Source organism: Bradyrhizobium sp. LeoA1Lang, from assembly GCF_055413685.1.
The window spans coordinates 80,080-92,596 of record NZ_JBVAPG010000008.1 but is presented as its reverse complement, the minus strand read 5'-3'; the positions used below and the strand labels follow the sequence as shown (position 1 = coordinate 92,596).

Here is a 12,517-nt window from a genome sequence, read left to right as displayed (position 1 = left end):
AGGCAGATGCGATCCGACTTGGCGCAATCCTACGGGCAGGACCGGCTCCCACGGTACACCAGCTATCCGACGGCCCCGCATTTTTCGCCTGAGATCGGCGAAACCGACTATCGGCAGTGGCTCAAATCGATACCCATTCGCCAGCCAGCGTCGCTCTATCTCCATGTGCCGTTCTGCCGAGCCATGTGCTGGTACTGCGGATGTCATACATCCGTGACCAAGCGTGACGAGCCGATTGCGATCTACGCGGCGGGCCTGCGCACGGAAGCGCTCCTTGTCGCCGAGACGATTGGGCAAAGGCTGCCGCTCTCCCATATCCATTTCGGTGGCGGCACTCCGACAATCATGTCGCCGGAGACGTTCGCGGATCTCGTCGGCGCCCTGCGCTATTCGTTCTTCGTGCTCCCCGAAGCCGAGATCGCCGTCGAGATCGATCCCCGCACGCTGACCGAGCCGATGGCGGAGGCGCTGGGCTATTGCGGCGTCAACCGTGCGAGCCTTGGCGTCCAGAGCTTCGACCCGGCCGTGCAGCGCGCCATCAATCGCCACCAGAGCTTTGAACAGACGGCCGCGTCCGTCGAGCGGCTGCGCCGGGCCGGCGTCCGCAGGCTCAATTTCGACCTGCTCTATGGCTTGCCCCTGCAGACCGTGGATTCGTGCCTGGACACGGTCGCAAAATGCGTCGAGCTGCGTCCGGATCGCTTCTCGGTGTTCGGCTACGCGCACATTCCCTCCTTCAAGAAGCACCAGCGCAAGATTGCCGAGGAGTCCTTGCCTGACAGCATCGAGCGGCATCTTCAGTCGGAGACGATCGCGCAGGCCCTGCTCGATGCAGGCTATGTGCGCATCGGCCTCGATCACTTCGCCCTTCCCACCGACAATCTTGCCGTGGCAAGACGCGAAGGCAGGTTGCGGCGGAATTTCCAGGGCTACACCGACGATACGGCCGACACGCTCATCGGTCTCGGCGCCAGCGCCATCGGCCGCATGCCTCAAGGTTTCGTGCAGAACGCCGTGCCAACGCGCGACTATCTTGCGCGCATCGTCGAGGAGCGGTTCGCCACGATCAAGGGCTACGCCTTCACCGAGGAAGATCTCTTCCGCGCCGACATCATCGAACGGATCATGTGCGATCTTGCCGTCGACCTCCCCAAGGTATCGCGGCTGCACGGCCGTGATCCGGAGTCCGCTATCGTCGATCGGTCACGGATCGATAGCCTCATCGCCGATGGCGCCGTGACGATGTTCGATGACCGCCTCGCGGTCAACGACGGTGCGGAATTCCTGGTCCGCAGCGTCGCTTCGGCATTCGACGCGCATCTTCCGCGATCCGCAGCCACGCACAGCCGCGCGGTCTGAACTAGAGCATGATCCGATCAGGTTGAATCGATTGCGGCCTGGCTTCACCTCCCCGCAAGCGCAAGGCTATCGCATATAGCGGTTTGATGGCTGCGGACGAGACGGGCCTCATGGTTCTCCGAGCGATGCGCAGCATCGTCTCGAGACGCGCCGCAAGCGGCACTCCTCACCATGAGGGTCTAAGATTCCGCCGCGAAATCAGACCTCATCCTGAGGAGCCCGCCAAAGGCGGGCGTCTCGAAGGATGGGCCGCGAAGGGAACCGCCCACCAGAATCTGGCTACTGCGTGAGCTGCCGGTAGAGCGCCGGCAAGGCGGCCGGCAGGCGTCGGATGTTGCCGACGATCGCATAGCCGCTGCGCCCGAACAGCGTCGGAAAGTAGCTCTGGGCTGTTGCATCGATCGTCACACCAAAGACTGCGGCGCCTAGCCGACGCGCCTCTTGCACGGCCTTACGGGTGTCTTCGATGGCGAAGCGTCCTTCATAGTGGTCGACGTCGTTCGGCTTGCCGTCGGTGAGAACGATCAGCAGTTTCTTCCGCTGCGGCTGCGCCGCAAGTTCGGACGCGGCGTGGCGCACCGCTGCCCCGATGCGGGTGTAGTAGCCGGGCTTGAGCGCCCCGATGCGCCGCTCGACCTGCGCACTCATCGGCTCTCCGAACGCCTTGACGGTTTCGAGCCGCACCCATAAGCGCCGGCGCGAGGTGAAGGTCAGGATGCTGTGGTGATCGCCGCAAGCCGACAGTCCGTGAGCCAGGACAAGCAACGCCTCCTTCTCCACGTCCAGCACGCGGTACCCGTCGACCCAGGCGTCGGTCGAGAGCGACACGTCGACGAGCAGCGTCACCGCCAGATCGTGGCCTTGCGGCCGCATCGCGAGGTGAACGCGATCGAGGGGGCCGCTGCCGGCACGGAGGTCGCAACGCGCGCGGACCAGCGCATCGATGTCGAGGTCGTGCCCGTCGGGCTGTGCCCGCGCGAGCTCGTGGCGGGGCCGCAGCGCCTCGAACTGGCGCCGCACCTGGCGGATGCGGCGGCGCGTGGCCTGGTCCGCCGCCCAGCTTTCGCCGGTCTCGCTCGCATGCGCCGTCAACACACGGCAGTGGTCCTGCATGTAGCTGCGACTGCGGTAATCCCATTCCGGATACAGCCGTTCGCCGTCGAGCCGCGAGGGGTCGACCGCTTCCGGCGGCAGGTCGAGATCGAACTTCAGCTTCGTCGCAGGCTTTCCGCTGCGCCTCCCGATCGACAATTCCTCCAGATCGTCGGCCGCCTTGGGCGCGTTTTCGTCTTCGGTATCGTCGGAGGGACGGTCGACGTTCACCATCTCCGCCATCGCCAGGATCTTCTCGAACCGGTTGAGGATGAACGGATCTCTCTTGTCGGCTCCGTTCTCCCGCTCGCGGGTCGCAAAGCGCTTTCGCGAGTCCGGCGCGTCCGCCTGGGCGTCGTGCGAGGCGTCGTCCAGATCCTGAGATACCTGCCCGACGTCGCGGGTCCAGCAATCGCCCCACAACGGACACGGCAGCACCGGGCGATATCCGGGCGGCGCCCGTTCCGGCAGCGCGTTCTCGCCGATCAGCGAAAACCACAGCTTCCCTTGCGGAGGTGCCGCAGCGCCAAGCAGTGCGAGCACGATCTGTTCGACCTCGCGCTCCACGCGAGGCAATGGCCGCTGCGGCCGAGCGGATGCCACTGCCGCAGCCAGTCGTGTGTAGGAGTCTGCGAGTCCGGGAAATCGAGTGGCGACCATGGCGGCCGTGGCACGGGCGCGACGCAGGATGAGGAGATCGCGTCGGAGCGGATCGGTTTCATCTATCGCCTCCAGCGGCACGGTCGCAAACCACGCAGCGAGCCAACGATAGAGAGCCGCGTTCAGGGTGCGATCCGGAAACAGGGCGATGCGCTCGGGCAGGAACACGGTTGCCGCGTCCCGTCCAGGATGGGCAAGGGATTCGTCGCCGAGGCCAATTCGCTGCCTCCAGGCGAGCCGGTGTCCGGATTTGCGCGCGCCTGCGCCGGCGAGCGCGACGCCAGCCTCGCCGCCGAGCGCGCGGAACATGACGGCGATCTGTCCCTGCATCTCCGAGAGTGCGACGGCGTGATCAGCGTGAACCGGATAGGACGCAGTCGCGCCGACCAGGCGATGCCACGCACGGCCGACGGTCTCCTCCAGCTCGAGAAAATCCAGCATCGGCGCTCACCTATCCAATCACGGCCCGTGTGACCTCCACCAGCGCGGCCTTGACGTCGCCATCGTCAGTCAGCGGCTCGATCATGCCGGCGAGGACGGCCTCGGTGACGGAAACACCGGCCGCGACGAGGGTGGCGCAGTAGACGATGAGGCGCGTCGAGACGCCCTCCTCCAGGTCATGTCCCTTCAGCGCGCGCAGACGGCCAGCGAGCTGGACCAGCGGGCGCACGCGATCCGGTGGAAGCCCGCTTTCCGCCGACACGACGGCGATCTCCTGCTCCGGCGGCAGAAAGTCGAACTCGATGGCAACGAAGCGTTGCCGCGTCGAAGGCTTCAATGCCTTCAACAGGCTCTGGTAGCCGGGATTGTAGGACACGACCAGCATGAACCCCGGCGGTGCGACGAGCTCCTCGCCGGTCCGCTCGAGCGGCAGGAGCCGGCGGTCGTCGGTCAGCGGATGCAGCACGACCGTCACGTCCTTGCGGGCTTCCACCACCTCGTCGAGATAGCAGATGCCGCCTTCGCGCACCGCCCGGGTCAGGGGACCGTCCGTCCAGACCGTGTCGCCACCCTCGAGCAGATAGCGGCCGGTGAGATCGGCGGCGGTGAGGTCGTCGTGACAGGCGATGGTATGCAAGGGGATGCCGAGGCGTGCGGCCATGTGAGCCACGAAGCGGGTCTTGCCGCAGCCCGTTGGGCCTTTCAGCAGCACCGGCAGGCGGTGACGCCACGCGTGCTCGAACAGCGCGCACTCGTTTCCACTCGGCACATAGGCCGGGACCTCAGAAGCGGGGCCTGCTACAGCCTGAAGGACGGATTTCATGATGGTTCTCCGGGACATCCAGGGGAATGGCGGCCGCGACGTGCGCGGCCGCCGCGTTGCTCTACTCGGCGGGCTGCAGCGCTCCGCCGGCGAAGGACCGCTTCTCACGTCCGGGCACCAGCACGGCCCAGACGAACATCAGCGCAGAGATCGCGACGAACACACCGGAGCCGAGACGGACCCAGTAGAACATTGCGAGCTGGTCCTGCACTTCCATGTAACCCTGGCCGAGCACGCGCTGCAGATGGACCTGGATGATGCCGGCGAAGGTGAGCGCGAAGGTCATCGTCAGCATCGCCGTGCACATGATCCAGAAGCTTGCCATGCTGAGCCACTGGTTGTAGGGCGCGCGTCCGCGGATCTCCGGGATCGCGTAAGCCATCACCGCGAGGTTCAGCATCACATAGGCACCGAAGAACGCCAGGTGCCCGTGCGCAGCGGTCACTTGGGTGCCGTGCGTGTAATAGTTGACCGAGGACAGGGTGTGCAGGAAGCCCCACACGCCAGCGCCGAGGAACGCCATCACGGAGCAACCGACTGACCACAACAGCGCCGCACGGTTCGGATGCTTGCGTCCGGCCTTCCAGGTCATCTGCACGGTGAAGATCACCATGGTGAAGAAGGGCGCGACCTCGAGCGTCGAGAACAGCGAGCCGATCCACTGCCAGTATCCCGGCGCGCCGATCCAGTAGAAGTGGTGGCCGGTGCCGAGGATGCCCGAGAACAGCGCCAGGCCGATGATGACGTAGAGCCACTTCTCGACCACCTCGCGATCGATGCCGTTGAGCTTGATCATCAGGAAGGCGAGCACGGAGGCCATGATCAGCTCCCAGACGCCCTCGACCCACAGATGCACGATGTACCACCAGTACATCTTGTCGACCGCGAGGTTCGCCGGATTGTAGAACGCGAACAGGAAGAAGATCGCGACGCCCCACAGGCCGAACAGCAGGATGTTCGTGACCGTGGTCTTGCGCCCCTTCAACGCGGTCATCGTCACGTTGAACAGGAACATCAGGCAGACGACGACGATGCCGACCTTGATGATGAAGGGCTGCTCGAGGAATTCACGTCCCTCATGATAGTGGAAGAGATAGCCGACGACCGCGGCGCCCGCCGCGCCGAAGAACATCCAGAACTGGATCTTGGCGAGCAGCGGACTGAAAAGCTCGGTCTCGGTCTCCTCCGGCAACAGGTAGTAGGTCGCGCCCATGAAGCCGATCAGCGACCACACGATCAGGGCGTTGGTGTGTATCATCCTGACAATATTGAAGGGCAGGAGGACCGAAAGCGTATTCGGCAGGACGTAGATCGTGCCGGCGAGCAGGCCAAAGATAACCTGGGCGAGGAAAAGCGTCAGCGCGCCGTAGAAATACAGCATCGCGACTTTCTGGGTCTGGTATTTCATCGAAAAGCTCTCTTGTTGAAGGGCTGTCGGGATGCGGTGCTCATCCGGCCTTGTTGGGCGGCCAGTCCTGGCGCTTGATGGTGCTGGTCCATTGCAGGAAGTCGGCGAGATCGTTGAGTTCCTGGTCGGTCAGGTTGAATTGCGGCATCTGTCGCCGGCCCGGCGCGCCGGACGGCTGCGCCTGCATCCACGACTTCAGGATGTCCCTTGCAGCGGCCGGGTCTTCCTTGCCGCCCCAGCGATCCCAGACATTGCCGACTTCCGGCGCGAAATAGGCGCCTTCGCCCAGCAGCGTGTGGCAGTTGATGCAGGAGTTCTTTTCCCAGACATGTTTGCCGCGCGCGACCGAATCCGTCAGCGTCGAGGCGTTCGTCGAGGTGTTCACCATGTAGTAGTGGCTGTGGGCCGTCAGGCCGAGAAAGATCGCAAAGAAGAAGGCGGATCCCCCGTAGAAGACGTTCCGGGCAGCCGTTTTCGTGAGGCGTTCAGCCATCACCTATCCTTTCCCGTTCTTGTTGATAGTGCGAGCGCCGCGCCAATCTACGTAGCAGCCCCATCGGTTCTTTGTGCTGGAGCAACCAGCGTCGCATTCGCCGCCTCAGATCAGCAGTCTGGCGACGGAGGCAGCCAAGGCGAACGATGCCACGCCGAGCACCCAGGCGCTGACCAGTCCGCGCCAGATCGCCGGCACCGCGCGAAGTCCGAGGAAGTCGAGCAGGATCCATCGCCCCTTCAGCGCCGCGAGCCCGAGCACGACGACATTGCTCAACCATGCAACTGGCACGCTGCGGGAAGCGATCAGCGTCGCGATCGCGAGGCCGATCAGGAGGATCAGGGTCGTTTCGAGCGGATGACGGGCCATCATTCAGCGCACCAGGTAGATGATCGGAAACATCAGGATCCAGACCAGGTCGACCATGTGCCAGAACGACGTTCCGGTCTCGACCGCGCCAGGTTCCGCACCGCGCTGAACCACCGCCAGTATCACCATGCCGAGCACGACATGCAGCAGATGGAAGCCGGTCAGGAGGAAGTACAGCGTGAAGAACGTGCTGGTCTCCAGTCCGGCACCGGTCGCGATTTCGCTATCGTATTCGAGAAGCTTGATCGCGACGAACGCGCATCCGAGCGCGATCGCAAGCCCCAGCCAGCGACGGCAGGCCGCCGCTGCACGCGCGCGAGCGGCCGCGGCTCCACGTGCCGCGGCCCACCCGCTGGTCACCAGCACCAAGGTGTTGAGGGCCGCGAGGCCGGGATCCAGGACGGCCTGGCCGGAGGCGAAGACGGCGGGGTTGACGGCGCGGGCGACCGCGAACGCGCCCAGCAGCAGACCAAAGACGGCGAATTCGCTGAAGATCAGGACCCAGATCATGGGGTCGCCGGGGAGTTCAGCCAGCAGGCCGCTTTCCTGCATTTCGCAATCTTGAGCCGACATGGATCCTCCGGGCGGGGTCGTCGCTGGGATCGCTATCGGGGATGACAGCGGCGATCTTTGTTGCGGGACAAAGACGGGGGCAGCCCGCCGCGTAGGGTCCGGGTCAGCACGGTCGCGCTAAGGCGGACGGCGTCAGAGCATGATCCGGAAAAGTGGAAACCGGTTTTCCCTCGCGACAAACGCGAAGCGTTTGCGCGGAGATCATGCTCAAACAAAGATATCTACGAATCGGAGTTGGAACCATGAGCGACGCGCAGGTCGGCCTCGTCACCGCGACGCCTCTGATCATGATCTTCGCCGGCGCGCTGCGAGCGATGGGCGTCCTGTCGACCACCGCGACGATCGCGGCGATTGCGCTGTCGGCCGCCATCGCCGCCGTGCTCTTCTTCACGCAATAGGCCGGTCCCGGCCAGGGTCATCCAATCGGCGGCCGCAGGGTATGCCAGTCCGTCGTCGACTGGAACGCGTGAGCTGCGCGAGCAAGCACAGCCTCAGATAGATGCGGGCCGACCAGTTGCATGCTCAACGGCATCCGATCTGACGCAACCCCCATGGGGAGCGTAATGGTCGGACTTCCGCTGAAGTCGAACACCGCGGTGAAGCGCAGGATGCTCAACAACACATTCGGATCAGCGCCATATTCACTCATCTTCGCAAGCGTCGGAATCGGCACCGGCATCGTCGGAATGAGCAAAAGGTCGATATCCCCAAACAATGCTGCGAGGCTGCCGCAGAACTTGAGGCGCTCATGATGAATGGCGGCGATTTCGATACCGCTCACCGACCTGCCCTGCTCGATCAACTGCGCAAGGTCCGGACCGTATTCCGACTTGCGCGACGGATAAGTCTTGAGGTGAGCTTCAGCCGTCTCGACCGAGCACATCGGGATCCACAGGCTGACGAGTTTCTCGTAGGAGGGAAATCGAACCTCACGGATTTCGGCACCGAGCTCCACCAGCGTGCGCTCCGCTTCGAGCAAGGCCGCCACAATCTGCGAGTCGATTCCTTCCTGCGTGTATTTGCGATCCACCCCAATCCTGAGGCCGCGTACGCCATCGCCAATCCGAGCCAGATAATTCGGAACGGGAGCCTGCAGAGCCGTCGGGTCATTGGCATCCGCGCCTGCGATGACGCCCAGCATCGCTGCAGCGTCCACAGCACTTCGGCACATCGGCCCGATATGATCGAGCGAGTCCGCCAGCGGGAAAATGCCATAGCGGCTCACCCGGCCCCATGTCGGCTTGATTCCGGTCAGCCCGCAGGTCGCCGATGGAAACCTGATCGAACCGCCCGTGTCGCTTCCGATCGATCCGTAGCAGAGACCGGCGGAGGTGGCGACGCCCGATCCAGTCGACGAAGAGCCGACCCAATAATCCGCATTCCAGGGATTGAGCGGGGCCTGATCATCAGGATGATGGCTGGTATAGGCGCCTTCCGTCATCTTGAGCTTTCCGAGCGTGACCGCGCCGGCGCGCTCGAGCCGATCAACGATGGTCGCATTGAACGACGGCACGAAGTTCGCATGAATCTTCGTGCCGCCCGCCGTCGGTGCGAATGTCGTGTAGCACAGATCCTTCAGACCGATCGGAACGCCATGAAGGGGGCCGCGCCAAATGCCCTTGACGATCTCGCTGTCATGCTTCCTTGCCTGCGCCATGGCCCGTTCCGCGAGGACGATGGCATATCCGTGCAAGCCTCCATCGAGCTTGTCGATACGGTTCAACGTTGCTTCGGTGACCTCCGAAGGCCGCAGCTCCTTACGGCGAAACAGTTCGGACAGTTCAGTTATGGACTTGTAGTGCAGTTGATCCGCGGACATATCGAGTTCCTGTTGCCATCGGGAATGCGCCTTAGAGCGTTTTCGAGCGAAGTGGATACCGGTTCGCGTGAAGAAAACGCGTCAAAACAAGAATCTAGAGCTTCGGTTCTGATTCAATCAGAACCGAAAATGCTCTAGAACTGGACGCCTCGCGTCAAGGCACCGTCCACGACAAGGTTCGTTCCCGTGATGAAGCTGGCGGCCCGGCTCGCAAGAAACACGACGGCATTCGCCATCTCCTGCGGCGTGCCCATCCGTCCCGTCGGATTGAGCGCCAGCGCGGTCTTGTACAGTTCGGGATTGCTGTCCTTGATCATGTTCCAGACACCGCCCTCGAAATAGGTGTTGCCCGGAGACACGGAGTTGGCCCGTATGCCCTTCGCGGCGAGCTGGTAGGCCAGGCCCTGCGTATAGTGGATGATCGCCGCCTTGAAGGTGCCGTAGGGGCCGCTCGCAAAGTCGACCTCGCGTCCCGACACGCTGGCGATCGTCACGATCGCAGGAGCGCCGCTCTTTTCCAGATATGGCATCGCGGCGTTCACCAGGCGGACCGTTCCCATCATGTCGGTGGAGAATTCCTTCTCCCAGCTTTCCTCGTCCTGCCCTATCGAGAGGGCGCTGACATTGGCGACGACGACATCGACGCCGCCGAGCTTCGATGCCATATCGCTCACCCAGGCCTTGAGCGCCGCACCATTGGATACATCGACCGAACCGCCAAACGCCGCGACGCCCTTTGCCTTGAGGGCGGCGACGGTGCTGTCCACGTCCGCCTGATTGCGCGCGCAAATTCCGACATTGGCGCCCTCAGTGGCGAAGGTCTCGGCGATCGCCCTGCCGATGCCCTTGGTGCTGCCCGTGACGAGAACGTTGGCTCCTTTGAGTCCTAAGTCCATGTTCGTCTCCCTCCCTGGTCATTTTTGACTTCAAATGGCACGCTGATGAACAAGACGCGTTCTCAAAAACGGCGGATCAGCCTCACAACAACAGTTGCCCGCGGACATTGTCGGCGTTGACGTCCCCGCCGATCAGTGATCGCGTGATCTTGCCTTTTTCCATGATGTAGCATCGCTCGGCGATCTCCAGGATCGTGTCGAGGTTCTGCTCGACGAAAACGATCGTCGTGCCCAGCTCAGCCCGGAACGATTTCAGCGCATCGCAAATGTGCTGCACGATCGACGGCTGAATGCCCTCGGACGGCTCATCGAGGATCATCAAGGTCGGGTTTCCGATCAGAGCCCGGCCGATCGCGAGTTGCTGTTGCTCGCCTCCCGACATGGTGCCGGCAACCTGCCGCCGTCGTTCCTTCAATCGCGGAAAATACTCGTAGACGAGCTCCGGCAGCTTCTTGCCCTCCGGTCCGCCAATCAGCTCGCCGACCTGCAGGTTTTCCTCGACGCTCATCTGTGGAAACACATCCCGTCCCTGCGGGATGTAGCCGAAGCCGGCGCGCGCCCGGGCGTCCGCCTGCAACTGGGTTACATCCTGGTCCAAGAAAGTGATCGTGCCGCGCCACGTCTCCAGAAGCCCGATCAGGCATCGCATCAGCGTCGACTTGCCGACGCCGTTCCGGCCGATCACGCCGACGATCTCGCCGCGGGATACCGACATGCTCACGCCCTGCAGGATCGGCGTGGCGCCGTAGCCCGCCCAGAGTTCCGATACCTCCAGAATCCGATCAGTGGGCATGCGTCTTCCCAAGGTAGATTTCGGCGACCTTCTCGTCCTGAATGATGGTCTCCAGACTGCCTCGCGCAAAGATCTTGCCAAGATGCAGCACAGTCACGCGTTGCGCAATCTGGCGCACAAACGCCATATCGTGCTCGACGACGAGCACCGTCATGCCCTCTGCATTGAACGACTTGATGAGTTCGCCGGTCTCGAACGTCTCCTCCGGCGACATGCCGGCCGTCGGCTCGTCCAGCAGCAATAGCTGCGGCTGCAGCGCCAGCGCCATGCCGATCTCGAGCCATTGCTGCTGGCCATGCGAAAGTGCTCCGGCCAATTTGCTGCTCTCCGACGCCAGATCGAGCAGCGTAAGCAGCCGCTCCTCCTCGACGTCGCGCTCCGCGCCCGAGAAACGCCCCTGCAGGGCGATCTGGATATTCTGCCGGACCGGCAGCTCCTTGAACACGCTCGGCGCCTGCATCTTGATGCTCATGCCCCGCTGCACACGCGCAAAGGGCCGCTCTTCGGTGATATCGATGGAGTCGAAGAATATATTGCCTTTGGTCGGCGGATAGAGGCCGACGATCAGCTTGAACAGCGTGCTCTTGCCGGCCCCGTTGGGGCCGATCAGGCAATGAACCTCCCCGACATTGACAGTCAGATCGACGTCGGAGACGGCCGTCAATCCGCCAAAGCGTTTGGTCACGCCCTTCACATCGACAAGCGCCATGTCAGGCCTCGTCCGATTGCAGGCAGCCGGCGTCCGCCAGAGTGGAATTCGCGTCACGCCGCCGGCGCCTAGTCCATCGGTCAACCACAAGCTTGCCAACACCGAGCACAAAACCCTGCGGCGCCAACATCACGGTGGCGAGCAGCAGCGTACCCATCAGCACGAGCGCGGCCTGCTGGCTATAGACGGTGATGGTCTGGAACCCGAACAGCAGCAGGAACGAGCCAACCAGCGTCGCTGTCAGATCGCTTCGCCCGGAGAAAGCCACCCATACGATCGGCATCGCGGCGGCCGGCAGCCCGATGCTCGACGGGGTGATGAATTGCCCCCACGACGTATACAGCGCGCCGCTGAGGCCCGCGAGCCCGCTTCCGATGATGAACGTGAGCAATTGATACTTGCGGACGTCGTAGCCGAGCATCTCGGCGCGCTGCGGGTTCTCGCGCGTCGCAACGATCACGTTGCCGATGCGCGAGTTCACCAGCATGCGCAGCGCGATGTAGACGATCACGATGAGCGCGACCATGACATAGTAGAGGGCGGACCCCTCGATGTAGAAATCGCCGACGGTGAGCGGATCCATGCCCTTCATGCCGTTGAAGCCGTTCAGTCGCGCAGTGCCGATGTGCCATTCCGGTCCGGCCGTCTGTCCGAGGAAGAACGCCAGCACCAGCGTCGCCGACAGCGTCACGATACCGAAGAAGATGCCGTTGATGCCGCCCCAGATCATGAAGTAACCGAGGATCCCCGCCGCGATCATCGCGATGATGACCGACAGTACGAGCGCCGCGATCGTCGTCGAACCTCCGCCCATGTTGATGGCCAGCACGCCATAAGCATAACCGGAGATGCCGAAGAAGAACGTCTGGCCGAACGACAGCATGCCGCCATAGCCCCACATCAGGCAGAGGCCGAGCGCCATGAAAACCCAAATCAGGAAGTAGGAGAAGTTGCCGACATCGTAGGAGTCCGCAAAGACCGGATAGATCAGCGCGGCGGCCAGCACGGCGAGAAAGCAGGACCAGAACGTCCGTCCACGTCCCAAGGTCTGCGGACCATCAAGCAGTTTGAACATCACACCC

The 12,517-nt window shown here is 63.2% G+C and carries 13 protein-coding genes; 2 read left to right on the top strand and 11 right to left on the bottom strand.

Translation table 11 applies throughout. The annotated features are described in order from the left end of the window. Positions 1-6: 6 nt before the first annotated feature. Positions 7-1,359: an oxygen-independent coproporphyrinogen III oxidase gene (gene hemN, locus ACZYOF_RS05095; protein ID WP_463715022.1), complete on the top strand. Its 1,353-nt coding sequence runs from the start codon at positions 7-9 to the stop codon at positions 1,357-1,359. A gap of 279 nt (positions 1,360-1,638) precedes the next feature. Here the strand turns inward: hemN and ACZYOF_RS05090 are convergent, their stop codons facing one another. The 6 genes from ACZYOF_RS05090 to ACZYOF_RS05065 form a co-directional block, all read right to left on the bottom strand. Next, positions 1,639-3,552, bottom strand: coding sequence for a nitric oxide reductase activation protein NorD (locus ACZYOF_RS05090; protein ID WP_463715021.1), 1,914 nt, complete (start codon positions 3,550-3,552; stop codon positions 1,639-1,641). A 10-nt stretch (positions 3,553-3,562) separates the two neighbouring features. Further along, entirely contained in the window at positions 3,563-4,375 is an 813-nt protein-coding gene (locus ACZYOF_RS05085; protein WP_463715020.1) for an AAA family ATPase, read from the bottom strand. 61 nt (positions 4,376-4,436) lie between these two features. Further along, complete coding sequence (locus tag ACZYOF_RS05080; protein WP_463715019.1) at positions 4,437-5,783, bottom strand: cbb3-type cytochrome c oxidase subunit I; 1,347 nt, start codon at positions 5,781-5,783, stop codon at positions 4,437-4,439. A gap of 40 nt (positions 5,784-5,823) precedes the next feature. Then, positions 5,824-6,276 carry a c-type cytochrome gene (locus ACZYOF_RS05075; RefSeq protein ID WP_027578878.1) on the bottom strand — a complete coding sequence of 151 codons (453 nt, stop codon included), beginning with the start codon at positions 6,274-6,276 and terminating at the stop codon, positions 5,824-5,826. A 105-nt stretch (positions 6,277-6,381) separates the two neighbouring features. Then, positions 6,382-6,648 (bottom strand): cytochrome C oxidase subunit IV family protein, encoded by a 267-nt coding sequence (locus ACZYOF_RS05070; protein WP_463715018.1) that lies wholly within the window; start codon positions 6,646-6,648, stop codon positions 6,382-6,384. Beyond that, positions 6,649-7,218 carry a cytochrome c oxidase subunit 3 family protein gene (locus tag ACZYOF_RS05065; protein ID WP_463715017.1) on the bottom strand — a complete coding sequence of 190 codons (570 nt, stop codon included), beginning with the start codon at positions 7,216-7,218 and terminating at the stop codon, positions 6,649-6,651. It lies immediately after the preceding gene. Between the two features lie 242 nt (positions 7,219-7,460). Between ACZYOF_RS05065 and ACZYOF_RS05060 the strand changes: the two genes are divergently transcribed. Then, positions 7,461-7,616, top strand: a complete 156-nt coding sequence (locus ACZYOF_RS05060; RefSeq protein ID WP_463715016.1) for a hypothetical protein — start codon at positions 7,461-7,463, stop codon at positions 7,614-7,616. Positions 7,617-7,633: 17 nt separating this feature from the next. Here ACZYOF_RS05060 and ACZYOF_RS05055 read toward each other — a convergent pair whose 3' ends face one another. The 5 genes from ACZYOF_RS05055 to ACZYOF_RS05035 all read right to left on the bottom strand — a co-directional run bounded on the left by ACZYOF_RS05055 (position 7,634) and on the right by ACZYOF_RS05035 (position 12,510). Next, on the bottom strand, positions 7,634-9,037 hold the full coding sequence (locus tag ACZYOF_RS05055) for an amidase (protein WP_463715015.1): 1,404 nt from the start codon (positions 9,035-9,037) through the stop codon (positions 7,634-7,636). Between the two features lie 134 nt (positions 9,038-9,171). After that, positions 9,172-9,933 (bottom strand): SDR family NAD(P)-dependent oxidoreductase, encoded by a 762-nt coding sequence (locus ACZYOF_RS05050; protein WP_282526806.1) that lies wholly within the window; start codon positions 9,931-9,933, stop codon positions 9,172-9,174. An 82-nt stretch (positions 9,934-10,015) separates the two neighbouring features. Next, positions 10,016-10,726: an ABC transporter ATP-binding protein gene (locus tag ACZYOF_RS05045; protein ID WP_282526805.1), complete on the bottom strand. Its 711-nt coding sequence runs from the start codon at positions 10,724-10,726 to the stop codon at positions 10,016-10,018. Continuing rightward, positions 10,716-11,435: an ATP-binding cassette domain-containing protein gene (locus ACZYOF_RS05040; protein WP_463715014.1), complete on the bottom strand. Its 720-nt coding sequence runs from the start codon at positions 11,433-11,435 to the stop codon at positions 10,716-10,718. Before ACZYOF_RS05040 ends, ACZYOF_RS05045 begins: the two co-directional genes overlap by 11 nt. 1 nt (position 11,436) lies before the next feature. Continuing rightward, a complete protein-coding gene (locus ACZYOF_RS05035; RefSeq protein ID WP_463715013.1) occupies positions 11,437-12,510 on the bottom strand; it encodes a branched-chain amino acid ABC transporter permease in 1,074 nt (357 codons plus the stop codon). Between the last annotated feature and the right edge of the window lie 7 nt (positions 12,511-12,517).

Bases quoted from the DNA above. Each gene is read 5' to 3' on its own strand.
- hemN (WP_463715022.1), top strand. From the start codon at position 7: ATGCGATCCGACTTGGCGCAATCCTACGGGCAGGACCGGCTCCCACGG.
- ACZYOF_RS05090 (WP_463715021.1), bottom strand. From the start codon at position 3,552: ATGCTGGATTTTCTCGAGCTGGAGGAGACCGTCGGCCGTGCGTGGCAT.
- ACZYOF_RS05085 (WP_463715020.1), bottom strand. From the start codon at position 4,375: ATGAAATCCGTCCTTCAGGCTGTAGCAGGCCCCGCTTCTGAGGTCCCG.
- ACZYOF_RS05080 (WP_463715019.1), bottom strand. From the start codon at position 5,783: ATGAAATACCAGACCCAGAAAGTCGCGATGCTGTATTTCTACGGCGCG.
- ACZYOF_RS05075 (WP_027578878.1), bottom strand. From the start codon at position 6,276: ATGGCTGAACGCCTCACGAAAACGGCTGCCCGGAACGTCTTCTACGGG.
- ACZYOF_RS05070 (WP_463715018.1), bottom strand. From the start codon at position 6,648: ATGATGGCCCGTCATCCGCTCGAAACGACCCTGATCCTCCTGATCGGC.
- ACZYOF_RS05065 (WP_463715017.1), bottom strand. From the start codon at position 7,218: ATGTCGGCTCAAGATTGCGAAATGCAGGAAAGCGGCCTGCTGGCTGAA.
- ACZYOF_RS05060 (WP_463715016.1), top strand. From the start codon at position 7,461: ATGAGCGACGCGCAGGTCGGCCTCGTCACCGCGACGCCTCTGATCATG.
- ACZYOF_RS05055 (WP_463715015.1), bottom strand. From the start codon at position 9,037: ATGTCCGCGGATCAACTGCACTACAAGTCCATAACTGAACTGTCCGAA.
- ACZYOF_RS05050 (WP_282526806.1), bottom strand. From the start codon at position 9,933: ATGGACTTAGGACTCAAAGGAGCCAACGTTCTCGTCACGGGCAGCACC.
- ACZYOF_RS05045 (WP_282526805.1), bottom strand. From the start codon at position 10,726: ATGCCCACTGATCGGATTCTGGAGGTATCGGAACTCTGGGCGGGCTAC.
- ACZYOF_RS05040 (WP_463715014.1), bottom strand. From the start codon at position 11,435: ATGGCGCTTGTCGATGTGAAGGGCGTGACCAAACGCTTTGGCGGATTG.
- ACZYOF_RS05035 (WP_463715013.1), bottom strand. From the start codon at position 12,510: ATGTTCAAACTGCTTGATGGTCCGCAGACCTTGGGACGTGGACGGACG.